This window comes from Micromonospora arida, assembly GCF_003857035.1.
Lineage (GTDB): Bacteria > Actinomycetota > Actinomycetes > Mycobacteriales > Micromonosporaceae > Micromonospora > Micromonospora arida.
Genome location: NZ_QGSY01000073.1, coordinates 1 through 21,437, shown reverse-complemented (window position 1 = coordinate 21,437; position 21,437 = coordinate 1). Strand labels below are relative to the sequence as shown.

Below are 21,437 nucleotides of genomic sequence, written 5' to 3'. Positions count from 1 at the left end.
CGCCCCGATGATCATGGAGTTAGCGCACGACACGCCGACGACACGCGCGGATAACCTCATGATCAACGCGCTGGGGGTTAGGCGTCTTCGTCGTCGGGGTCGTCCAGGCGGGCCAGGTAGGTGGCCAGGCGCTCGATGGGGGTTTCGAAGTCGGGGTTGAGGTCGACGAAGTCGCGCAGGCGCTCGCCGAGCCACTCCAGGGTCACCTGCTCTTCGCCCCGGCGCTCGACCAGTTCCTCGATGCCACGGTCGGTGAAGTACATCGCGTACGTCCTCGTACTCGGCCCGGCGCGTGGCCGGGCGGATGGACCGACGCGAGCCGGGGCAGGACCGTGGGAAACGGCCCTGCCCCGGCTCACGCGCGGTGCGGTCAGGTCACGGGCGGGGGAGAGCCGCCTCGATCAGCGCGTTCTGCTCGACCTCGTGGGTCTTGGCCGAGCCGACCGCCGGGGCCGCCGCGGCCGGGCGGGAGATCCGCCGCAGCCGAACGTCCGTGAGGTGCTCCAGCAGGTTGAGCGCGACGAACGACCAGCCACCCTGGTTGGCCGGCTCCTCCTGCACCCAGGCGAAGTCCTCGGCGTTCGGGAACTGCGCGAGAGCGGCCCGGATCTCCTCCACCGGCAGCGGGTACAGCTGCTCCAGCCGAAGGATCGCGGTGTCGGTGACGCCGCGCTCCTGCCGGGCCTGGAACAGGTCGTAGTAGACCTTGCCGGAGCAGAGCAGCACCCGCTTCACCGCCTCCGGCGCCGGGGCTGCCGTGTCGCGCAGCACCGGCTGGAAGGTGCCGGTGGTGAAGTCCTCCACCGACGAGACGCAGAGCTTGTGCCGCAGCAGCGACTTCGGCGTGAACACCACCAGCGGCTTGCGCTTGGGCGACAGGGCCTGGCGGCGCAGCAGGTGGAAGTAGTTCGCCGGGGTCGTCGGGATGGACACCCGCATGTTGTCCTCGGCGCACATCTGCAGGAACCGCTCAGGCCGGCCGGAGGTGTGGTCCGGGCCCTGACCCTCGTGGCCGTGCGGCAGCAGCAGGGTGATGGCGGAGCGCTGGCCCCACTTCACCTCACCGGACGAGATGAACTCGTCGATCACCGACTGGGCGCCGTTGACGAAGTCGCCGAACTGGGCCTCCCAGGCGACGAGGGCGTTGATGTTCTCCACCGAGTAGCCGTACTCGAAGCCCATCGCCGCGTACTCGCTGAGCAGCGAGTCGTGGACGAAGAACCGGGAGCGGTCGCCGTCGCCGGTGAGCGACTTCAGCGGCAGGTAGTCGTCCCCGGTGCGGGAGTCGACCACCGAGGCGTGCCGCTGAACGAACGTGCCGCGACGAGAGTCCTGCCCGGCGAGCCGGACGGTGACCCCGTCGTGCAGCAGCGCCCCGAGCGCGATGATTTCGCCGAAGCCCCAGTCAATGTTGCCCTCGACGGACATCTTGGCCCGCCGGTCCAGCAGCTGCTGGATCCGCTTGTGCGGGGTGAAGCCCTCCGGCAGGTTGATGTGCGCCTCGCCGATGGCCTTGACCACTGACGCATCGGTGGCGGTGTCGACCTGCGGCTCCGGCTCCTCCTCGCGGCGCGGCCGGTTGAGCTGGCGCGGTGCCGAGGCGGCGTCCCGGGTGGCCTTGAAGACCTTCTCCAGCTGCGCCTGGTAGTCGCGCAGCAACTCCTCCGCGTCCTCCACGGTGATGTCGCCGCGACCGATCAGCTCCTCGGTGTAGAGCTTGCGGACCGAGCGCTTCGAGTCAATGATCTTGTACATCTGGGGGTTGGACATCGACGGGTCGTCGCCCTCGTTGTGCCCGCGCCGGCGGTAGCAGACCATGTCGATCACGACGTCCTTGTTGAACGTCTGCCGGTATTCAAAGGCCAGCCGGGCCACCCGGACCACGGCCTCCGGGTCGTCGCCGTTGACGTGGAAGATCGGCGCCTGGATCATCCGGGCCACGTCGGTGCTGTAGAGGCTGGACCGGCTGTACTCCGGGGCGGTGGTGAAGCCGACCTGGTTGTTCACCACGACGTGCACGGTGCCGCCGGTGCGGTAGCCGCGCAGCTGCGACAGGTTGAGCGTCTCGGCGACCACGCCCTGCCCGGCGAAGGCGGCGTCACCGTGCACCGCCAGCGGCAGCACGGTGTAGCCCTCCAGCTTGAGGTCGATCCGGTCCTGCTTGGCCCGGACGATGCCCTCCAGCACCGGGTCGACGGCCTCCAGGTGCGACGGGTTGGCCACCACCGACACCTTGACCGCGTGCTCGCCGTCGGGGGTGGTGAACTTGCCGTTCTGACCCAGGTGGTACTTCACGTCGCCGGAGCCCTGCGTCGAGCGCGGGTCCAGGTGACCCTCGAACTCCGAGAAAATCTTCTCGTACGGCTTGCCGACGATGTTGGCCAGCACGTTGAGCCGACCCCGGTGGGCCATGCCGATGACGACCTCGTCCAGCCCGTTCTCGGCGGAGGACTCCAGCACCTCGCCGAGCAGCGGGATCAGCGACTCGCCGCCCTCCAGCGAGAAGCGCTTCTGGCCGACGTACTTCGTCTGCAGAAAGGTCTCGAACGCCTCGGCGGCGTTGAGCCGGTTGAGCACGTGCTTCTGCTCGTCGGCGGACGGCTTCTCGTACTTGCGCTCGATCCGTTCCTGGACCCAGCGCCGCTCCTCCGGGTCCTGGATGTGCATGTACTCGATGCCGACGCGGCGGCAGTACGAGTCGCGCAGCACGCCGAGGATCTCGCGCAGCTTCATCCGCTGCCGGCCGGCGAAGCCGTTGACCGGGAACTCGCGGTCCAGGTCCCACAGGGTGAGCCCGTGCTGGAGGACGTCCAGGTCGGGGTGCTTGCGGATCTTGAATTCCAGCGGGTCGGTGTCGGCCATCAGGTGACCGCGCACCCGGTACGCGTGGATCAGCTCGTGCACCCGGGCGGTCTTGTTGATCTGACCCTCGGAGTTGACCGCGACATCGCGCATCCAGCGCACCGGCTCGTACGGGATGCGGAGCGCGGTGAAGATCTCGTCGTAGAAGCCGTGCTCGCCCAGGATCAGCTCGTGCATCACCTTGAGGAACTCGCCGGACTGCGCGCCCTGGATGATCCGGTGGTCGTACGTGCTGGTCAGCGTGATGATCTTGCTGACCGCCAGCTCGGCCAGGGTGGCCTCGGACATCCCCTGGTAGGGGGCCGGGTATTCCATAGCGCCGACGCCGATGATCGCGCTCTGCCCCTGCATGAGCCGCGGCATCGAGTGCACCGTGCCGATGCCGCCCGGGTTGGTCAGCGAGATCGTGGTGCCGGAGTAGTCCTCCATGGTCAGCTCGTTGCGCCGCGCCCGTCGGACCACGTCCTCGTACGCCTGCCAGAACTGCCGGAAGTCCATCTCCTCGCAGCCCTTGATGGAGGGGACCACCAGGTTGCGGCTGCCGTCCGGCTTGGCGAGGTCGATCGCGATGCCGAGGTTGACGTGTGCCGGGCGGAGCACCGCCGGCTTGCCGTTGGCCTCGGTGAAGGAGTTGTTCATCTCGGGGTGCTGGACCAGCGCGCGCACCATGGCGTAGCCGACCAGGTGGGTGAAGCTGACCTTGCCGCCCCGCCCGCGGGCGAGGTGGTTGTTGATCACGATGCGGTTGTCCACCAGCAGCTTCGCCGGGACCGCGCGGACGCTGGTCGCGGTGGGCACGCTCAGCGAGGCGTCCATGTTCTGGACGATCTTCGCCGCGACGCCCCGCAACGGCGTGGTCTGCGGGCCGTCGGCACTCGGCGCGGCGGCCTTGGCGGCTGGCTTTGCCGGAGCGGCCTTTTCCGGAGCGGCCTTCTCCGGCGCGGTCTTCCCCGGAGCGGCCTTCGGTGTGGCCGAAGCGGCGGGCTTGGCCGGCGCCGCCTGGGCGGCCGGCTTGCTCGCGGTCGCCGGCTTGGCCGGGGCGCTCGGCTGGGCGACCGTGGCGGCTGCCTCCGGCTGACCGTCCGGCTCCGGGGCGGCGGCCGGCTTGTCCGACGATTCGGCGCCGCGCGGGGTGCCCGCGCCAGGTGCCGGTCGGTAGTCGGCGAAGAAGTCGTGCCAGGCCGAATCGACGCTCGATGGGTCGGCGAGGTAACGCTGGTACATCTCCTCGACGATCCACTCATTCGGGCCGAAACCCGCCAGTGGGTTCTCCTGCGAAGTCTGCTGGGTCGACACGGCCGGTAATCGCCTCTTTCACGCGGGTTTGTGTGGCACGCGGTGGGTCCGTCGCGCCCGATCAAGAGCACGGACTAGACGGCTCCCAGGCTACGCCGTACCGATCCCGCAGGCATTTCCGCCTCGGTCCCGTGGCCGGTTTCACAGAAGATGCCAGAAGTTCAGCAACGCCTGCGCGCACCGTGTCGAGCTGGTAACACCAGGGGCCGGACGCCGAGCGGCCGCCCGACCCCGGAACGGCAAGCTCGTCGCCGCCCCGGGGTCGCGGACGCCATCAGGCGATGTCGCGCCGCCGGGTGAGCAGAACTCCGGCAATTCCGCTGACCAGCGCGTAGCCGATCAGCACCAGAGCGCCGACCCACCAGGACGGGGTGAACTCCGAGGTGCCCTCAGTGATCATGACCTGGGATGCCACAGCCGGCCAGATCACCTGCCACTTGAGCACCGCCTGGCTGTCGAGGAGGTTCGACAGGAGCAGGAAGAGCAGGCCCACCACCTGGGTGCCGATCAGATAGAGCACCGCCGCCGTGATCACCGCACCGAGCTGGTTGGTGATCAGCGTGCCGATGCCCACCCCGAGGATCGTCCAGATGGCGTAGGCCAGCAGATTGAACAGCAGCGCCCGCTGCACCGGCCACTCACCGAGCTGAGTGCCGTAGTCGTTCGCGGACAGGAAGATCGCGCCGGCGGCCAGGTCGATGAGCGTGGTCGCCAGCCAGAACATGAAGCCGAGCAGGCTGGCGGCGACGAGCTTGCTGACGATGACCGACGTCCGCCGGGGCGTCGTCAGGAACGTCGTGGTCGCGGTCTGGTGGAAGAACTCGTTGGTGACCATCAGGATGCCGATGAGCATCACGAACATCAGCCCGAGGTACTGGCCCGAGGTGTAGAGGTTCGCCGCCTGCGCCGGCGCGGTCGCCTGCTCGGGACTGACACCGATGTTCTCGGCGTCACCGCTGAGCGCCGTGACGGCCAACCACGCGTTGACCGCGAAGGCCAGGGCGATCGAGAGGAACGCGCCGAGGGCCAGCCACCACCAGGTGCTGGTGGTACGGATCTTGAGTAGCTCGGATCGGACCAGGTTCATCGGATGCCCGCCTTTCCGGCCGTCAGCTCCAGGAAGACCCGTTCCAGATCGGGCCGTTCGGTGGTCAGTTCGTGCAGCTCGACCCCGGCCGCGAGGGCGGACCGGCCGATCGTCGGGGCGTCCACCCCGCCGACCAGCAGCACACCCTGCTCGTCCGTCTCGATGGTCGCCGACTGCGCCTTGAGGGCGGCGGTCAACACCTCGGCCTGCGGGGTGCGGACCCGGACCCGGGCGCCCTGGGCCATCGACCCGAGCACCTGGTCGACCGGACCCTGCCGGACCAACTGCCCGGCCGCGATGATCACCACGTCGTCGGCGAGGAGCTGCATCTCCGACAGCAGGTGGCTGGAGACCAGCACCGTACGACCCTCGTGGGCGAGGTTCTTGAGGAATCCACGCATCCACCGGATGCCCTCCGGGTCCAGCCCGTTGGCCGGCTCGTCGAGGATCAGCACGCGGGGGTCGCCGAGCATCGCGGCGGCGATGCCGAGCCGCTGCTTCATGCCCAGCGAGTAACCCTTGAACTTGCGCTTCGCCGCCGGGGTCAGCCCGACCAGGGCCAACGCCTCGTCGGCCCGCTGCTTGGGCAGCCCGGCCGCCGCGCAGATGACCCGGAGGTGGTTGATGCCGGTGCGGCCCTTGTGCGCGCTGGACGCCTCCAGCACCGCGCCGACCTGCCGCAGCGGGGTGGCGAGGTCGGCGTACCGCTGGCCGCTGATGGTGGCCGTGCCGGCGGTCGGCGTGACCAGGTTGAGCAGCATGCGCAGCGTGGTGGTCTTGCCTGCGCCGTTCGGGCCGAGGAAGCCGGTCACCCGTCCCGGCGCCACGGTGAAGGACAGGTTGTTCACCGCCCGGACGTTCTTGTACTGCTTCGTCAGACCGGACACCACGATCTGACCGTCGCTGGTGGGGCTTCGCTGCCCGTCAGTCATCGTTCTCCTCCCGTGTGTGGCGTCGAGGTACGCCGTGGCACAGCGTGACGGCCCGTGGCAACAAGGTCAATCAGGCGCGGTCGGTACGTTTGCCTCCGTCGCGGGGTGGACGCGACTCATCCCTGCGGACTACGGCCCGGGTTCAGCGGGCGATCCAGGTTGCCCGCGCCGCGCCGAGCAACGACCCGTCCGGGCCGTACAGGCTGGTGTGCACGAGCGCCTTGCGCCCATCGACGCGCAGCAACGCCCCGGTCACCACACACTCGTCGCCCGACCCGGGTAGCGCCGCGACCACGGCGGCGATCCGGCCCAGCAGGTACGGGCGACCCGGCGCGAGCACCGCCCAACCACCGGGGCAGTCCAGCGCAGCCCAGACCGTGGCCGTGCTGACCTGTGCGGGCGCGCGGAAGGGCGCGGCGGTCCGGCCGTCGGGCAGCCGGCCTGGGAAGATCCGCAGCCCGTCGGCCCGCTGGGGCCCGCAGACGTAACAGCTGGGGAACGGATGCTCGACCAGGCCGGGGTAACGGGCCGCGGCGGCCACCGCCGTCTCCAGGTCGACCGGGGGTACGACGGTGTCGATCAGCCCGGCCGGGCGCACCTCGGCCACCAGCTCGCCGGCCGGGTCCCGGACCTCGCCGTCGACCAGGGTCAGCTCGGTCTCCAGCGGTGGTGGCCGGCGCAGCGTCACCTCGATCGGCCCGCTCCCGCCCGCCTCGGCGGCGAAGATCCCCGCGCTCCAGCCGCCGTTGCCGGAACCGGCGGGCCCGTTGTAGCGGGTTTCGATGCGCATCGTCGACCTCCGGTGGTGCGTGCCAGCGTCGTCGCCGGTCTGTTCCGCAGCCTCGCATGACCGAGCTGGGAGCCATCTGCCGGCCGGCGTTCATCCGATCGACACCAGTGGTCCCCGTGGATGGCAACCCGGGCACCTAGACAGATCCCATGGCCGTTCTGCATGCCGCTGGCGCACCCCTGAAGACCAGCGGATACACCCTGCTGATCGCCGACGACCCCACCCAGGTCGCGGCCGCGCAACGCCTGCGCCACGAGGTGTTCGCCACCGAGCTCGGCGCCACCCTCCCCGGCGAGGCCGGGTTGGACGTCGACCCCTTCGACGCGTACTGCGACCACCTGATCGTCCGCGAGGACAGCACCGGCGAGGTGGTCGGCACGTACCGGCTGCTGCCGCCCGGGCGCACCACCCGGCGCTACGCCGAGGACGAGTTCGACCTGAGCCCGCTCGACCCGCTCCGCGACGACCTGGTCGAGGCGGGTCGGTCCTGCGTGCACCCGGATCACCGCTCCGGCGCGGTGATCAACCTGATGTGGGCCGGCATCATCCGGTACCTGCACCTGCGCGGCTCCCGCTGGCTCGGCGGCTGCGCGTCGGTGCCGGTGGCTGACGGCGGGCGGACGGTGGCCGAGGTGTGGACCCAGGCCCGGGCCCGGCACCTGTCGCCGCCGCCGCTGCGGGTCCGCCCGTTGCGGCCCTGGTTCACAGAGGCGGCTGCCGCCGGCCCGGTCGCCGTCGCCCCGGCCGGGCGGGTGGCGGTTCCGCCGCTGCTGCGCGGCTACCTCCGGCTCGGCGCGTGGATCTGCGGCGAGCCGTCCTACGACAGCGACTTCGGGTGCGCGGACTTCTACGTCCTCTTCTCCCTGGACCGGATGAACCCGCGCTACCTGCGGCACTTCCTCGGCGGGGAGCAGCGGTGACCGCCGTGGCGCGCGACCTGTGGCGTCCTGCCTCGGGTTGCGACGACGACTGTCTGCCGACGGCCGGCGAGGTGCCCACGGTGCCGGTGGCCCGCCGGGTGCTCCGACTGGTCGCCGCGCTCGGCATGCTGCTGGCCGGGATCCCGGTGGTGGCGCTGCTGCCCGTGCTCCCCACTCGGGAACGGCAGGCGCTGGTCAGCGGCTGGGCACGGGCCACCGCGCGCGCCTTCGGCGTCCGCCTCGTGATCCGGGGTCGGTTGCCCCGGCGGCGCGCGCTGCTGGTCGCGAACCATGCCTCCTGGCTGGACATCCTCGCGGTGCTGGCGGTCGCGCCCACCCGGATGGTGGCGAAACGGGAGATCCGCTCCTGGCCGGTGGTCGGTCTGCTGGCCGCGGCGGCGGGCACGGTCTTCGTGGACCGCGCCCGGCCGCTGGCGCTGCCGAGGACCGTCGCCCGGGTCGCCGACGCGCTGCGCGCCGGGCGGTCGGTGGCGGTCTTTCCGGAAGGTACGACGTGGTGTGCCGGCAACGGTGCCACCGACTGCCGCCCCGGGGGTGGTTTTCGGCCCGCGACGTTCCAGGCGGCCATCGACACGGGCAGCCCGGTGGTGCCGCTGCGGCTCACCTATCGCTGTGCGGCCACCGGGTCGACCACCACGGCGGCCGCCTTCCTCGGTGCGGACACCCTGCTGCGCTCGGTGGCACGGGTGGTCGCGGCGCGGGAGCTGGTGGTCTCGGTGACGATCGCCGCCGCGCTGCACCCGGCCCGTGACGCCGATCGGCGGTTGCTGGCCCGGGCCGCCGAGTCGGCCGTACACCTGGTGCCGACGGCGGGTGCCGTGGCGCGGGCCCGGCTGCGGCCGGTGCCGACGGTGACCCCGGCCGTTCCCGTGTCACCGCCCGCGACGGGCAGCGACCTGGATCTGGCTGCCTAGGGGAGGTACGCCCGCGCTGCTACAGTCCCCGCCGCCCGCGGATGCGCCGCCCGTCGCCCGCCGCCTCGCCCCCGCCGCCCGCCGCCGCGCCCCCAAGATCGTGCTCGATCCAGGTAGTAGTGGCCTCGGCGGCGCGGGATGCCACTACATCCAGGATCGAGGGCGATCTTGGAGCGCGGATGCGCGAGACTCGCGACAGTCTTGTGGTGTCGCGATGTATCGCGTTACATTGTCCTTCTGTTCGGCGTGCCTCCGGCGCGTCGTCGAGAGGGGGACGCCATGGCCGGATGGACGGTCGAGAGCCCGCAACGGCTCACCCTGGACGCTCCGGTCGTCCGGCTGGACGTTCGACTGATCAGTGGGCGGCTCAACGTGGTCGCCACCGACGGGCCGACCCGGATCGACGTGACCCAGGTCGGCCGTCGGCCGGTCCTGATCGACCACACCGACGGTCGGCTCAGCATCCGCCAGGAGCGCGGTCGGGGTTGGTCGGAGGTCCTGCGCTGGTTCCGGATGATCCACCGCTATCCCCGGGTGGACGTCTCCATCGCCGTGCCCGCCGACGTCCTCGCCGATCTGGGCCTGGTCGCGGGCTCGCTGGTCGCCTCCGGCCTGCGCCGGCAGACCACCGCCAACGTCGTCGCCGGCCAGATCACCCTGATGGGGCTACGCGGCAGCACCTCCGCGAAGCTCACCTCGGGGCCGGTCGAGGCGCTCGGCGTCCGCGGCGACCTCACCCTGGAGACGGTCTCCGGGGAGGTGATCCTCGCCGACAGCGCCGCCGACCGGGTACGGGCACAGACCGTCTCCGGCGCCATCACCTGCGACCTGGACAATCCCCGGCGCAGCGAGATCCGGTTGACCACCATCTCGGGCAGCATCACCGTCCGGGTCCGCGCGGACAGCGACCTCGCCGTCCAGCTCAACACCGCTTCCGGCCGGATCACCAGCGGCTTTCCGCAGTTGCGCACCTCGACGTTCCCGCTGCCCAGCAGCGAGGGGGTGCTCGGCGCCGGCGAAGGTAAGCTCTGGGCTTCCGCGACCTCGGGGAGCATCGCCCTGCTCGCCCGGGCCGTCGACGACAATGCAGAGGAGCTGCCGTGACCGCCGTGTTCAGCCACGGGCGGCTCCGGCTCTACCTGCTCAAGCTCCTCGACGACGGCCCGAAGCACGGCTACGAGCTGATCCGCCTGCTGGAGGACCGCTTCCTCGGGCTGTACGCGCCCAGCGCCGGCACCATCTACCCCCGCCTGCAACGGCTGGAGGTCGAGGGACTGGTCAGCCACACCGCGGCCGGCGGCCGCAAGACGTACGACATCACCGACGCGGGCCGGGCGGAGCTGCGCCAGCGGGCCGGTGAGTTGACCGCGCTGGAAACGGACATCGCCGCCTCCGTGGCGGACCTCTCCAGCCTGGCCGGCGAGATCCGCAGCGAGGTACGTGGCTCGGCACGCGACCTCAAGCGGGAGCTGAGCGAGGCCACCCGGCGGGCCCGATGGGAGGCGCCCGCGCCGCCGCCCCGCCCGGCGTCGACCGGAGGGCCGCAGACCGAGCTGCTCGGCGAGTTGGACCAGCGGCTGGCCGCGTTCACCGCCGAGGTGGGCCGGCTGATGCGCGCCCGGCAGTTCAGCGACACCCAGTTGCGCACCGCGATCCGGCTGCTCGACGGTGCCCTCGACGGGCTGCGTCGCCTGCTGCGCTGACCTGCGTCGCCGGACGGCCGGCGACTCACAGCCTTTTTGCAGGAAGCGTCCAGCGCTGGCGCAGTGAAGTCACCGATGATGGGCGCATGCCCGCTACCCAGACCGAGGCGCGACTGCTCGTCGTCGAGGACGACCCCAACATCCTCGAACTGCTCTCCGCGAGCCTGCGGTTCGCGGGCTTCGACGTGGCCACCGCGACAAGTGGGAGCGCCGCGCTCAACGCCGCCAAGGACCACCGGCCCGACCTGGTGGTGCTCGACGTGATGCTCCCCGACCTCGACGGCTTCGAGGTCATCCGGATGCTCCGGGAGGGCGGCACGCGTACCCCGGTGGTGTTCCTGACCGCCCGGGACGCCACCGACGACAAGATCCGTGGGCTGACCCTGGGCGGCGACGACTACGTCACGAAGCCGTTCAGCCTGGAGGAGCTGACCGCCCGGATCCGCGCCGTGCTGCGCCGCACCACGACCGGCGAGCAGGCCCCGTCCCGGCTCACCTTCGCCGACCTGGAGTTGGACGAGGAGACCCACGAGGTGCACCGTGCCGGTCAGCGGGTGCAGCTCTCGCCGACCGAGTTCAAGCTGCTGCGGTACCTGATGCTCAACGCCAACCGGGTGCTCTCCAAGGCGCAGATCCTCGACCACGTCTGGAACTACGACTTCCGGGGCGACGACAACATCGTCGAGTCCTACATCTCGTACCTGCGGCGCAAGGTCGACACCACCCAGCCCCGGCTGATCCACACCCTGCGCGGCGTCGGCTACGTGCTGCGCAAGCCGGCGGCGTGAACGCGGTCCAGCAGGCGAAAGGGCGGGTCCGCAGCGTTCCGCTGCGGGTGAAGCTGGTCACTTCGGTGCTCGCGCTGGTCGCCGTCGCGCTTCTGGTGATCAGCGGGCTGACCGCGTACTTCCTCCGCAACTACCTGGAGGGCCAGGTCGACGGGCAGGTCCGGTCGACAGCCCAGGGCCTCGGCCAGCTGCTTCCGAAGCTTCGCAGCGGTGAGGTCGGCGCGATGCTGCCCAGCGACTACGTCGTCATCGTGGCCGACGAGCAGCAGGTGTACCCGCCCAAATACGACGACCTCAGCTACGACCCCGACCAACTGCCCGCGGTCCCCAGCAGCCGCGCGGGTTTCGAGGCGGAGGAGGGCGAGCCGCAGACCGTCCTGTCCCACAACGGCTACACCCGCTGGCGGGTGTACTACGCCCCCCAGCCGGACGGCTCGGTGCTGGCCGTGGGTCAGCCGCTGACCGACGTGGACCGGGCGGTGAAGCAGCTCGTCTGGATAGACCTCCTGGTCGGTGGCGCAGTGCTGATCATGCTGGCCTCGGTCGGCGCGGCGATCGTCCGGACCAGCCTCAAGCCCCTCGTCGAGATCGAACAGACCGCCGCCGCGATCGCCGGCGGTGACCTGACCCGCCGGGTCCCCGACCCGGAGGAGGGCCAGGCCGAGCCGACCTCGGAGCTGGGCCGGCTGTCGCGCGCGCTGAACGCGATGCTCACCCAGATCGAGGCGGCGTTCACCGCCCGAGCCGCGTCGGAGACCTCGGCCCGGTGGGCGGAAAGCGCCGCTCGTGATGCCGCCGCCGCCGCCCAGGCGTCCGAGGCGCGGGCCATCCGCTCCGAGGAACGGATGCGGCAGTTCGTCGCCGACGCCTCCCACGAGCTGCGGACTCCGCTCACCACCATTCGTGGCTTCGCCGAGCTGTACCGGCAGGGTGCGGCCCGTGCGCCGGAACAGACCGCCGGTCTGCTGCGCCGGATCGAGGACGAGGCGTCCCGGATGGGGCTGCTGGTGGAGGACCTGCTGCTGCTCGCCCGGTTGGACATGGAACGGCCGCTCTCGCTGACCCCGGTGGAGCTGCCGGTGCTCGCCTCCGACGCGGTGCAGGCCGCCCGGGCGATGGCACCGGAGCGGCGGATCGAGCTGGAGATCGCGCCCCAATCGGGACCGCTCGTCGTCTCCGCCGACGACGCGCGGCTGCGGCAGGTGATCGGCAACCTGGTCACCAACGCGCTCACCCACACCCCACCGGAGGCCGAGATCCGGGTACGGCTGCGCGCCGAACCGGGTGGCTTCGCCGTCGTGGAGGTGGCCGACACCGGCCCCGGCCTCTCAGCCGAGCAGGCGGAACGTGTCTTCGAGCGGTTCTACCGGGCCGACGCGGCCCGTACCCGGCGGGCCGGCGGCAACACCGGCACCGGCCTCGGCCTGGCCATCGTGGCGGCGCTGGTCGCCGCCCACCACGGCTCGGTCGAGGTGGCCGAGACGCCGGGCGGCGGGGCCACCTTCCGGGTTCGGCTGCCGCTGCTGCCGCAGGTCGAGGGAGCGGGCGAGTGACTTTCAGCCAACTTCCAGGACGGTTCCAGGTTGATTGCAGTGCCGGGGGAGAAGGTAGTGCCATGACCGAGTTCGAGTCCGACCCGCAGCGCCGGCCGGCCCCCACCGACGCCGAGCCGTCGCACCCCACCGCCGAGCTGCCGCGCGACGAGCACGTGCAGTCCGACTCCCCGACCACTCCCGTACCGGTCGTCTCGACCGGCGGCGACCCGACGGTCGCCGCCACCACCGGTGACGCGGAGACCACCGCCGTCACCCCGGCCGGGTACACCGGCTCCTCCGCGCCCGACGGCCAGCCGGCGGCCGCTCAGCCGACCGGTTACGAGCCGTCGACCGGCTACGAGCGCCCGGCCGCCGCCGCGTCCGCACCGCCGTACCCGGTCTCCGGTCACCCGGCGCCCGGCCAGCCCGGCTACCCACAGCCGGCCGCCGGTCACTACCCCGGTGCTCCCTGGTACCAGGGCCAGCAGTCCGGCTGGGCCGGCGGGGGCCAGCCGGGCATGCCGTACGCCCAGCACCAGCAGCACGCCGGGCAGCACGCCCAGCACCCCGGGCAGCACCCGCACCACCCGGGCCAGCCGGTCCCGCCGTGGGGCCCGCAGGTCGCGCCGCCCGGCAGCGGCCCCCGGCCGGGTCGGATCGCCAAGTTCGCCGGTGCCGGTGTCGCGGTGTTCGCCCTGATGCTCGGTTCCGGTGTCGCCGGTGGGGCACTCGCGCTCGCCCTCGACGGCGACGGCGGTGGCATCACCCGCACCTACTCCGCAGCTCCCGTGATCAACGGCGCCGACCTGCCGAAGATCGCCGCGTCGGTGCAGGACAGCGTCGTCTCGATCACCACCGACAGCGGTGAGGGCTCCGGGGTGGTGCTCAGCGCCGACGGGTACGTGCTGACCAACAACCACGTGGTCGCATCCGCCGCTGGCGACGCCGTGCGGGTGGTCTTCGCCGACGGCAAGACCGCCGACGCGAAGATCATCGGCACCGACCCGAAGACCGACCTGGCCGTGGTGAAGGCCAACGGGGTGAACGACCTCAAGCCGGCCAAGTTCGGCGACAGCGACGCCATGCAGGTCGGCGACCAGGTCCTCGCCCTGGGCAGCCCGCTCGGTCTGCAGGGTTCGGTGACGTCGGGCATCCTCAGCGCCCGGGACCGCACCATCCGGGCCGGTGAGGGGCAGCCCCAGGACCCGACCCAGCAGCAGAGCCAGCCGGTCAGCTCGATCTCCGGCCTGCTCCAGACGGACGCTCCGATCAACCCCGGCAACTCCGGCGGCGCCCTGGTCAACACCCGGGGTGAGGTGATCGGCGTCAACACCGCCATCGCGACCTCCGGGCAGAGCACCGGCAACATCGGTGTCGGGTTCGCCATCCCCAGCAACAAGGCCAAGGACGTCGCGGGCAAGCTCCAGCGGGGCGAGAAGGTCAGCCACCCGTCGCTCGGAGTCGGCGTCAACCAGGCCGAGGGCGGCGGCGCCCTCGTCGCGTCGGTCACCCCGGGCAGCCCGGCGGAGAAGGCCGGCCTCCAGCGCGGCGACGTCGTCACCCGGTTCGGCGACAAGCCCGTCAACGACTCGGACGACCTGGTCGGCGCGGTGCAGGCCGGCAAGGTCGGCGACCGGGTCGAGGTGCAGTTCAAGCGCAACGGTGTCGAGAAGTCGGTAACCGTGACGCTCGCCGAGACGTCCTAACCAGCTATCTGTTCCTGCTTCCTCCCTCCGGCGGCGGGTGGCGGCGCCGAGGGGGTCGGCTCCGTCACCCGCCGCTTCTTTCCGCCCGGACGGCGGTTCACCCGGATCGGGTGAACCGCCGTCACCCGTCCGCCCGACAGGTTCGGAAGGGCGACGACCGAACCGGGGGTGGGGTGCCATGACGGACATGGTGGGTGTCCGCGACGACCAGCGGATCCAACGCGACGTTCTGGCCGAGCTGGCCTGGGACGCCCGGCTGCAACCGAACGAGATCGGGGTGACAGTCGACCAGGGCGTGGTCACGCTGACCGGATTCGTGGACGGTGCCGCCCGCGGCTGGGCCGCGACGCGTTGCGCACAGCGGGTTCGCGGCGTACGGGCGGTGGCCGACGAGATGGAGGTGCGGCTACCCGGCACTCCGGGGCGTACCGACGCCGAGGTCGCCGACGCCGCCACCCGCGCCCTGGAGTGGGACAGCTTCGTGCCCGCCGAACGGCTGGACGTGACAGTGGCCAACGGATGGCTGATGCTGCGCGGTGAGGTCGAGTTCGGGTGGCAGCGGCGGGCCGCCGAGGGCGAGGTGCGCCGGCTCGACGGCGTACGGGGGATCACCAACCTGATCGAGGTACGGCCCGCAGCGCCACCGGCTGCCGTGCGGCTGCGGCGGGACGTCCAGCGGGCACTGCTGCGCACGCTCGGCGCCGAGCGGGTGACCGTCGAGGTGGACGGCGACACACTGGTCCTCGCCGGGGTGGTCCGTTCCTGGTGGGAACGCGATCAGGTCGAGCGGGTGGCGTGGTCCGCGCCCGGGGTGCGGGTGGTCCACGATCAACTCCTGGTGGGCGGGTGATCGTCCGCCATGTCCGGTTTACCCGGGACCCCACCGGGAAACCGCCGCCGACCGGCGGTGCCGCCGCACCGGGGGAGCAATGGGGAGGACTCGTGGCCGTGAACCACCCGCCTGCGGGCCGCCCCGAGGAGCGGTCGCTGCGCGTCGCGATGGTGGTTCCGCCGTGGTTGTCCGTACCGCCGCCCGGCTACGGCGGTCTCGAACAGGTCGTCGCCGCCCTGGTGGACGCGCTCTGCGGGCAGGGGCACTCGGTGACCCTGTTCGGCGCCGGAGGTGACCACGGCACGGCGGCCGGCGGCTTCGTCTCCACGGTGGCCGAGGTCCAGTACGAGCGGCTCGGCGAGTCACTGCCCGAGCTGGCACACCTGGCCCGGGTGAATCGGCTGATCAGCCCGGCCGACTTCGACGTGATCCACGACCACACCACGATCGGTCCGCTGGTCGCCGGCCGCCGGGCCGTGCCGACGGTCGCGACCGTGCACGGCAACCCCGTGGGGGAGTACGGCGACGTGCTGAGCGACATCGACGCGGGCGTCGCAGTGGTGGCCATCTCGCACGCCCAGCGCCGGCTGAACCCGAACCTGCCCTGGGCCGGCACGGTGCACAACGCGCTCGACATCCGCGGCTTCCCACGCAAGCACACGCCCGGCGCGGGGCCGGTGCTGTGGCTGGCCCGGTTCAGCCCGGACAAGGGCCCGGACACCGCCATCCGGGCGTGCCGGGCGGCCGGATTGCCCCTGCTGTTGGCCGGCAAGTGCAACGAGCCGGCCGAGCGCCGCTACTACGAGCAGGTCGTCGCGCCGATGGTCGACGAGGACGTGACCGTCGTGCTCAACGCGGACCGCGAGACGACGCTGCGGATGCTTGTCGACGCGCGCTGCCTGATCATGCCGATCCAGTGGGACGAGCCGTTCGGCATGGTGATGCTGGAGGCGATGGCCACCGGCACGCCGGTTGTGGCGCTCAACCGGGGTGCGGTGCCGGAGCTGGTGCGGCCGGGGCTGACCGGGCTCGTCGTCGAGCGGTCGGAGGAGCTACCCGCGGCGTTGCTCGCGGCGGAGCGACTCGACCCGGAGGACTGCGTGGCGCACGTCGCGCAGAACTTCTCGGTCGAGCGGATGGCGAGCGGCTACGCGGAGATCTATCAGCGCTTCGCCCTCGGCCGGCAGGACGTCCGCGAACCGACCCGGGTGCCGATGCGCTGACCCACCGGTCTTCGCCGGGTCAGGCTCCGGTCGCGCCCAGCTCGGCGATGGCGGCGTCGAGCCGAGAGGCGTACGCCGGGCTGATGCCGCCCTCACCGAGACGGACGGCGACCTTCGCGCGCAGTCGGGCCACCGGCGGCGCCAGCTCCTCACGGCCGGAGCTGACCGCCACGGTCAGGTTGCGCAGCTCGTTACGCAGGTCGAGGGCCACGTCGTCGCGGATCTCACCGGCGTTCAGGCCGGCGCCGATCAACCCGTCGACCCGGTTCGCGACCTCGGTCAGGGTGCCCGGGTTCGAGGTGGGCGCCCCGGTGGTCGGCTTCGTCGACGGGGCCGCGGTCGGCGGGGTCGACGTGATCGGCGCGGACGACCCGGGGGCCGGCGGGTCGGTCGACGGGGTCGTCACCGGCCCGGCGGAGGGCTGCGCCCGGCGGGTCGGCTGCTGTTCGGGCATCAGGGCCACCCCGGCCAGTGTCACTCCGACGGCCAGCACCAGCAGCAACACCAGCCGCCGTCGCGACCAGCCGGACCCGGTAGCCGGCTCGCCCGCGCCGGAGGAGGTTCCGCCGTCCGAGGTGTCTCCGTCCAGTCGTCCCGCCGCCGGGACGCCGGCCGTCGCGACGGCCGGCGACTGCGGTGGCAGGGGCTGGGTGGGCACCCGGATGGTCGCCGTCGGGGGCTCGGCGGGCAGCGAGTGGTCGCGGAGCGCGGTGGCGACCTGCCGGGCCGTCGGCCGATCGGCCGGGTTCCGGGCGAGGCTGCGCAGGCAGATCTGGGCCACCGGTGCGGGCAGGTCCGGTAGGTCGGCCAGCGTCGGCGGCGGACCACTGGCCAGCGCGGCGCTGAGCTGCTCCCAGGTGTCCGCCGGATACGGGACCCGGCCGGTGAGCGCCTCGTGCAGCAGTACGCCGAGCGAGTAGACATCGGTGGACGGTTGGGCCGGCGCGCCGTCGAGCCGTTCCGGGGCGACGTACGCCGGGGTGCCGAAGGTCTCGCCGTCCTCGTCCTCGTCGGGGGCGCCGATCCGGGTGGCGATGCCGAAGTCGAGCACCTTGACGCCCGTCCCGGTCATCATCACGTTGGCCGGGGTGATGTCCCGGTGCACGATGCCGAGCCGGTGCGCGGCGGCCAGCGCGTCCGCGACCTGCGCGCCCACCTGGACCGCCTCGGTCCACGGCAGCGGCCCCTCGGTGAGCCGCAGCTTCAACTCCTCGCCGGTGAGCAGCTCCATCACCACGAACGAGGTGATCGAGCCGTCCGGGTCGACCGTCTCGCCGTAGTCGTGCACGGAGGTCAGGTGCGGGTGCACCAACTGGGCGGCGGCCCGTGCCTCCTCGCGCACCATGCCCCGGAACCGCGCGTCGGCGGCGAGCGACGGGGCGAGCACCTTCAGCGCGACCACCCGGTCCAGTACCTCGTCCCGGGCACGCCAGATGACCGACATGCCGCCGGCGCCGATCTGGTCCAGAAGTCGGTATCTGCGAGCCAGCAATCGGCCCGGATGCAGTGCTGCCTTCACGGATCGCACCTGCCTCAGGGGTGGGAGCGGTATCAGGTTGCGCGAATGTTTCCTGCCTGTCAACGCCGTCGCCACCAGCCGTCGACGGACGGTGCCTGCCGTGCGCTCACCGCCGGTCGACGGCGGCCCACCGGTCGGCGGCGCGCCCGTGCCAGGATGAGAGGTATGGCGGGGGGACCGGTGGCATTCGTGCTCGGTGGCGGGGGAGTGCTCGGCGCGGTCGAGGTCGGCATGTTGCGTGCCCTGTTCCGGGCCGGCATCCAACCCGACATGGTCCTCGGCACCTCGATCGGCGCGGTCAACGGCGCGCTGGTCGCCGCCGACCCGTCCGAGGCGGTGACCGACCGGCTGGTCCGGCTCTGGGCCTCACCGGAGGCGAGCGAGGTGTACGGCGACTCGGTCTCCCGGCAACTGCGCCGCTTCGCCGCCCGCACCCACCTGCACTCACCCCGGCCGCTGCGCCGCCTGTTGGAGAGCGAGCTGGGGGTGGACACCACCTTCGCCGACCTGCGGGTGCCGTTCCGCTGCTGCGCCGCCCACATCGAGCGGGCTGCCGAGCACTGGTTCGACAGCGGCCCGGTGGTGCCGGCGGTGATGGCGTCTGCCTCGGTGCCGGGCCTGCTCCCGCCGATGCAGATCGACGGCGCGCACTACGTGGACGGCGGCATCGTCAACTCCATCCCGATCGGCGAGGCGGTGGCCGTCGGTGCCCGCCGGATCTACGTCCTCCAGGTGGGTCGGATCGAACGGGAGCTGACCCCGCCCCGTCGGCCGTGGGAGATCGCGCAGGTCGCGTTCGAGATCTCCCGCCGGCACCGCTTCTTCCGGGAGATGGCGGCGCTACCGGAGGGGGTGGAGGTGCACGTCCTGCCGACCGGTGGGCTCAACCCACGCGACGACACGCCGTGGGCGTACCGGGACATGGCCGCGGTGGGACGGCGGATCAGCCGCGCGTACACCGCCTCCCGGCGCTACCTCGCCACCCACCTGGAGCGTTGATGCCGCTGCCTCCCCGGTGGCTGCGGCGGCTGCTGATCGCCCCCGCCGTCGTGCTGCTCGCCTTCCTCGTGGTCACCACGTTGCCGATCTGGGCGCTGCTCGCCGCGGCCGCGTCCCCGCTGGTCCCGGGCCGGTTGCGCCCGCTGCGACTGCTCTGGATCGGCTGCTTCTACCTGGTCTGGGACGCCGCCGCACTGCTCGCGCTCTTCCTGCTCTGGGTCGTCTCCGGCTTCGGCTGGCGGACCCGGTCGCCGGCCTTCCAACGCGCGCACTACGTGCTGGCCGGCTGGTTCCTGCGGGTGCTGTTCTGGCAGGCACATTGGACACTGCGGTTGCGCATCGACGTCGTGGGCACCGACCCGGACACCGCGCTGCCCGGCCGGCCCGAGCTGGTGCTCTGTCGACACGCCGGGCCGGGCGACTCGTTCATCCTGATCCACGGCCTGGTCAACTGGTTCCAACGGGAGCCCCGGATCGTCCTCAAGGACAGCCTCCAGTGGGATCCGGCGATCGACGTGCTGCTCAACCGGCTGCCCAACCGGTTCATCGCGCCGACCCCGGAGCGCGGCGAGGAGACGGTACGCCAGGTCGGGCACCTCGCCACCGGCCTGGACGACAACGACGCGTTCGTGATCTTCCCCGAGGGCGGCAACTTCACCCCCAGGCGTCGGCTGCGCGCCATCGCCCGGCTGCGCTCCCTCGGCCTGGAAAAGATGGCCCTGCGCGCCGAGCGGATGCGCCACGTGCTCGCCCCGCAGCCTGGTGGGATGCTCGCCGCGCTGGACGCCGCACCGGACGCCGGGGTCATCTTCGTCGCCCACACCGGGCTGGACCGGATGCTCACCGTCGCCGACGTCTGGCGGGAACTGCCGATGGACAAGCGGATCGTCATGCGGTTCTGGTCCGTGCCGCCGGAGGACGTACCGACCGGACGGCAGCAACGCATCGACTGGCTCTTCGATTGGTGGGCGCAGATTGATGCCTGGATCGCCGCTAATCGGTAGATGTCCGCGTAGGGTGCGGGCGTGGACGAGATCTGCGTGGTGACAACGGTGGTGGATGCGCGTTCGGTCGCCGACGTGCTGGCGGCTGCGGCCGTCGCCGGCAGGCTCGCCGCCTGCGCCCAGGTGGGTGGTCAGGTGGACAGCACCTACTGGTGGCGGTCCGGGATGGAGACGAGCACCGAGTGGTCGGTGCAGTTCAAGACCGCGCCGGATCGGCTCACCGCGTTGCTGGACCAGATCCGCGTCAGCCATCCGTACGAGGTGCCGGAGATCCTGGTGTCCAGGGTGGAGAGCGGCAACCCCGACTACGCCACCTGGGTGTACGAACACACCCGCTCCTGAGTACGCGCACTCTGGGTCGCACCCCGGTCGGCTGTCGATGATGACCGGGTGAACGACACCCGTTACCCCTGCCCCGCCTGCGGTGCGCCGGCCGATCTGAGCGCCGGTTGCTCCGGCTGCCGGCGTGCGCCCGACCCGATCGCCGCCGAGGTGGTTCGGCTGAGCCGGGAGGTCGCCGAGCTTGAGCCGCAGGTGGAGCGGGCTCGTCGCGCGTACACCGAGCTGGCTGGGCGGCTGTCGACCGTGTCCGGGCGGCGGGCCGAACTGGCCGCGGTCGTCCGCGCCGGGTTGGCGGCCTCGGTCGTGGCGCGCCCGGCGCCTCTCGTCGGACCGCCGCCGTCCATCGGCCCGGGCCCCGGGGTGGCGGCGGATTCGCGGCCGGGTGCGGCGGAGACCTCGACCCGGACGGTCCAAGGTCTGCTCTTCGTCCTCGGTGGACTCCTGCTGGGCACCGCGGCGGTGGTGTTCACAGCGGTCGCCTGGGCGGCGGTGGGGGTCGCCGGGCGGGCGTTGATCCTGGCGGCGTTCACCGCGCTCGCCCTGGGCGTACCGCTGCTGGCGGTCCGCCGGGGGCTGCGCGGTACGGCGGAGACGTTCGCCGCGGTGGGGTTGCTGCTGGTGGTGCTGGACGGTTACGCGGCCTGGTCGGTGGACCTGGCCGGCGTGGCCGACTGGCCGGGCAGCCGGTACGCCGCGCTGGTCGGGGGGGCCAGCGCGGCGGTCGCCGTGGCGTACGGCCGGTGGAGCGGGTTGACGGGGCCCTGGTTCGCCGCTCTGGTGGCCGCCCAGCCGGCGTTGCCGCTGCTCGCCGCCGAGGCCGGGCTGGGTGCGGCGGGGTGGGCGTTGGTCCTGCTCGGGGTGGCGTCGCTGAACCTGGCCGTGCTGGCCGCGCTGCGCGGCCGGGGAGGGGCGGCACAGCTCGTCGGCCGGGTCCTGGCCGGTACCGGTCACGTCGCCGCGCTGG

The 21,437-nt window shown here is 72.0% G+C and carries 18 protein-coding genes and 1 pseudogene; 13 read left to right on the top strand and 6 right to left on the bottom strand.

All coding sequences use genetic code 11. The annotated features are described in order from the left end of the window. Positions 1–77: 77 nt before the first annotated feature. The 5 genes from DLJ58_RS01880 to DLJ58_RS01860 all read right to left on the bottom strand — a co-directional run bounded on the left by DLJ58_RS01880 (position 78) and on the right by DLJ58_RS01860 (position 6,967). Positions 78–263 (bottom strand): DUF6104 family protein, encoded by a 186-nt coding sequence (locus DLJ58_RS01880; RefSeq protein WP_030490374.1) that lies wholly within the window; start codon positions 261–263, stop codon positions 78–80. Positions 264–375: 112 nt separating this feature from the next. Then, entirely contained in the window at positions 376–4,158 is a 3,783-nt protein-coding gene (locus DLJ58_RS01875) for a multifunctional oxoglutarate decarboxylase/oxoglutarate dehydrogenase thiamine pyrophosphate-binding subunit/dihydrolipoyllysine-residue succinyltransferase subunit (RefSeq protein WP_124853563.1), read from the bottom strand. Positions 4,159–4,432: 274 nt separating this feature from the next. Beyond that, positions 4,433–5,245: an ABC transporter permease gene (locus DLJ58_RS01870; RefSeq protein ID WP_124853562.1), complete on the bottom strand. Its 813-nt coding sequence runs from the start codon at positions 5,243–5,245 to the stop codon at positions 4,433–4,435. Continuing rightward, a complete protein-coding gene (locus tag DLJ58_RS01865) occupies positions 5,242–6,177 on the bottom strand; it encodes an ABC transporter ATP-binding protein (protein WP_124853561.1) in 936 nt (311 codons plus the stop codon). The genes DLJ58_RS01870 and DLJ58_RS01865 overlap by 4 nt, the downstream gene beginning before the upstream one ends. Positions 6,178–6,319: 142 nt before the next feature. Continuing rightward, positions 6,320–6,967, bottom strand: coding sequence for a hypothetical protein (locus DLJ58_RS01860; protein ID WP_124853560.1), 648 nt, complete (start codon positions 6,965–6,967; stop codon positions 6,320–6,322). A gap of 149 nt (positions 6,968–7,116) precedes the next feature. Between DLJ58_RS01860 and DLJ58_RS01855 the strand changes: the two genes are divergently transcribed. From DLJ58_RS01855 to DLJ58_RS01815, 9 genes are all read left to right on the top strand, one after another. Further along, positions 7,117–7,887: a GNAT family N-acetyltransferase gene (locus tag DLJ58_RS01855; RefSeq protein ID WP_124853559.1), complete on the top strand. Its 771-nt coding sequence runs from the start codon at positions 7,117–7,119 to the stop codon at positions 7,885–7,887. Next, positions 7,884–8,822, top strand: coding sequence for a lysophospholipid acyltransferase family protein (locus tag DLJ58_RS01850; protein ID WP_124853558.1), 939 nt, complete (start codon positions 7,884–7,886; stop codon positions 8,820–8,822). Before DLJ58_RS01855 ends, DLJ58_RS01850 begins: the two co-directional genes overlap by 4 nt. Before the next feature lie 279 nt (positions 8,823–9,101). Further along, positions 9,102–9,926 carry a DUF4097 family beta strand repeat-containing protein gene (locus DLJ58_RS01845; protein WP_124853557.1) on the top strand — a complete coding sequence of 275 codons (825 nt, stop codon included), beginning with the start codon at positions 9,102–9,104 and terminating at the stop codon, positions 9,924–9,926. Then, positions 9,923–10,525, top strand: coding sequence for a PadR family transcriptional regulator (locus DLJ58_RS01840; protein ID WP_124853556.1), 603 nt, complete (start codon positions 9,923–9,925; stop codon positions 10,523–10,525). The genes DLJ58_RS01845 and DLJ58_RS01840 overlap by 4 nt, the downstream gene beginning before the upstream one ends. Positions 10,526–10,611: 86 nt before the next feature. Further along, entirely contained in the window at positions 10,612–11,313 is a 702-nt protein-coding gene (locus DLJ58_RS01835) for a response regulator transcription factor (protein WP_030336721.1), read from the top strand. After that, the gene (locus tag DLJ58_RS01830) at positions 11,310–12,866 is read left to right on the top strand and encodes a sensor histidine kinase (RefSeq protein WP_124853555.1); all 1,557 of its coding nucleotides are present in this window, start codon (positions 11,310–11,312) and stop codon (positions 12,864–12,866) included. Before DLJ58_RS01835 ends, DLJ58_RS01830 begins: the two co-directional genes overlap by 4 nt. A 62-nt stretch (positions 12,867–12,928) precedes the next feature. Further along, positions 12,929–14,554, top strand: coding sequence for a trypsin-like peptidase domain-containing protein (locus DLJ58_RS01825; protein ID WP_124853554.1), 1,626 nt, complete (start codon positions 12,929–12,931; stop codon positions 14,552–14,554). A 178-nt stretch (positions 14,555–14,732) separates the two neighbouring features. Next, a complete protein-coding gene (locus DLJ58_RS01820) occupies positions 14,733–15,404 on the top strand; it encodes a BON domain-containing protein (protein ID WP_124853553.1) in 672 nt (223 codons plus the stop codon). 149 nt (positions 15,405–15,553) lie between these two features. Further along, positions 15,554–16,609: a glycosyltransferase family 4 protein gene (locus tag DLJ58_RS01815; protein ID WP_124853564.1), complete on the top strand. Its 1,056-nt coding sequence runs from the start codon at positions 15,554–15,556 to the stop codon at positions 16,607–16,609. 19 nt (positions 16,610–16,628) lie between these two features. Here DLJ58_RS01815 and DLJ58_RS01810 read toward each other — a convergent pair whose 3' ends face one another. Next, a complete protein-coding gene (locus DLJ58_RS01810; protein WP_124853552.1) occupies positions 16,629–18,128 on the bottom strand; it encodes a serine/threonine-protein kinase in 1,500 nt (499 codons plus the stop codon). A gap of 165 nt (positions 18,129–18,293) precedes the next feature. On the opposite strand from DLJ58_RS01810, the gene DLJ58_RS01805 reads away from it, so the two are divergent. The 4 genes and pseudogenes from DLJ58_RS01805 to DLJ58_RS01790 form a co-directional block, all read left to right on the top strand. Further along, positions 18,294–19,127: a patatin-like phospholipase family protein gene (locus DLJ58_RS01805; RefSeq protein ID WP_124853551.1), complete on the top strand. Its 834-nt coding sequence runs from the start codon at positions 18,294–18,296 to the stop codon at positions 19,125–19,127. Further along, positions 19,127–20,131: a 1-acyl-sn-glycerol-3-phosphate acyltransferase gene (locus DLJ58_RS01800; RefSeq protein ID WP_124853550.1), complete on the top strand. Its 1,005-nt coding sequence runs from the start codon at positions 19,127–19,129 to the stop codon at positions 20,129–20,131. Before DLJ58_RS01805 ends, DLJ58_RS01800 begins: the two co-directional genes overlap by 1 nt. Positions 20,132–20,152: 21 nt before the next feature. Beyond that, positions 20,153–20,473 carry a divalent-cation tolerance protein CutA gene (gene cutA / locus DLJ58_RS01795; RefSeq protein WP_091406014.1) on the top strand — a complete coding sequence of 107 codons (321 nt, stop codon included), beginning with the start codon at positions 20,153–20,155 and terminating at the stop codon, positions 20,471–20,473. A 48-nt stretch (positions 20,474–20,521) separates the two neighbouring features. Continuing rightward, positions 20,522–21,437: pseudogene (locus DLJ58_RS01790) on the top strand (SCO7613 C-terminal domain-containing membrane protein); the annotation flags it as partial.

Excerpts from the sequence above, each read along its gene's own strand:
- DLJ58_RS01880 (WP_030490374.1), bottom strand. The coding sequence starts at position 263 with ATGTACTTCACCGACCGTGGCATCGAGGAACTGGTCGAGCGCCGGGGC.
- DLJ58_RS01870 (WP_124853562.1), bottom strand. The coding sequence starts at position 5,245 with ATGAACCTGGTCCGATCCGAGCTACTCAAGATCCGTACCACCAGCACC.
- DLJ58_RS01865 (WP_124853561.1), bottom strand. The coding sequence starts at position 6,177 with ATGACTGACGGGCAGCGAAGCCCCACCAGCGACGGTCAGATCGTGGTG.
- DLJ58_RS01860 (WP_124853560.1), bottom strand. The coding sequence starts at position 6,967 with ATGCGCATCGAAACCCGCTACAACGGGCCCGCCGGTTCCGGCAACGGC.
- DLJ58_RS01855 (WP_124853559.1), top strand. The coding sequence starts at position 7,117 with ATGGCCGTTCTGCATGCCGCTGGCGCACCCCTGAAGACCAGCGGATAC.
- DLJ58_RS01845 (WP_124853557.1), top strand. The coding sequence starts at position 9,102 with ATGGCCGGATGGACGGTCGAGAGCCCGCAACGGCTCACCCTGGACGCT.
- DLJ58_RS01835 (WP_030336721.1), top strand. The coding sequence starts at position 10,612 with ATGCCCGCTACCCAGACCGAGGCGCGACTGCTCGTCGTCGAGGACGAC.
- DLJ58_RS01825 (WP_124853554.1), top strand. The coding sequence starts at position 12,929 with ATGACCGAGTTCGAGTCCGACCCGCAGCGCCGGCCGGCCCCCACCGAC.
- DLJ58_RS01820 (WP_124853553.1), top strand. The coding sequence starts at position 14,733 with ATGACGGACATGGTGGGTGTCCGCGACGACCAGCGGATCCAACGCGAC.
- DLJ58_RS01815 (WP_124853564.1), top strand. The coding sequence starts at position 15,554 with ATGGTGGTTCCGCCGTGGTTGTCCGTACCGCCGCCCGGCTACGGCGGT.
- DLJ58_RS01805 (WP_124853551.1), top strand. The coding sequence starts at position 18,294 with ATGGCGGGGGGACCGGTGGCATTCGTGCTCGGTGGCGGGGGAGTGCTC.
- DLJ58_RS01800 (WP_124853550.1), top strand. The coding sequence starts at position 19,127 with ATGCCGCTGCCTCCCCGGTGGCTGCGGCGGCTGCTGATCGCCCCCGCC.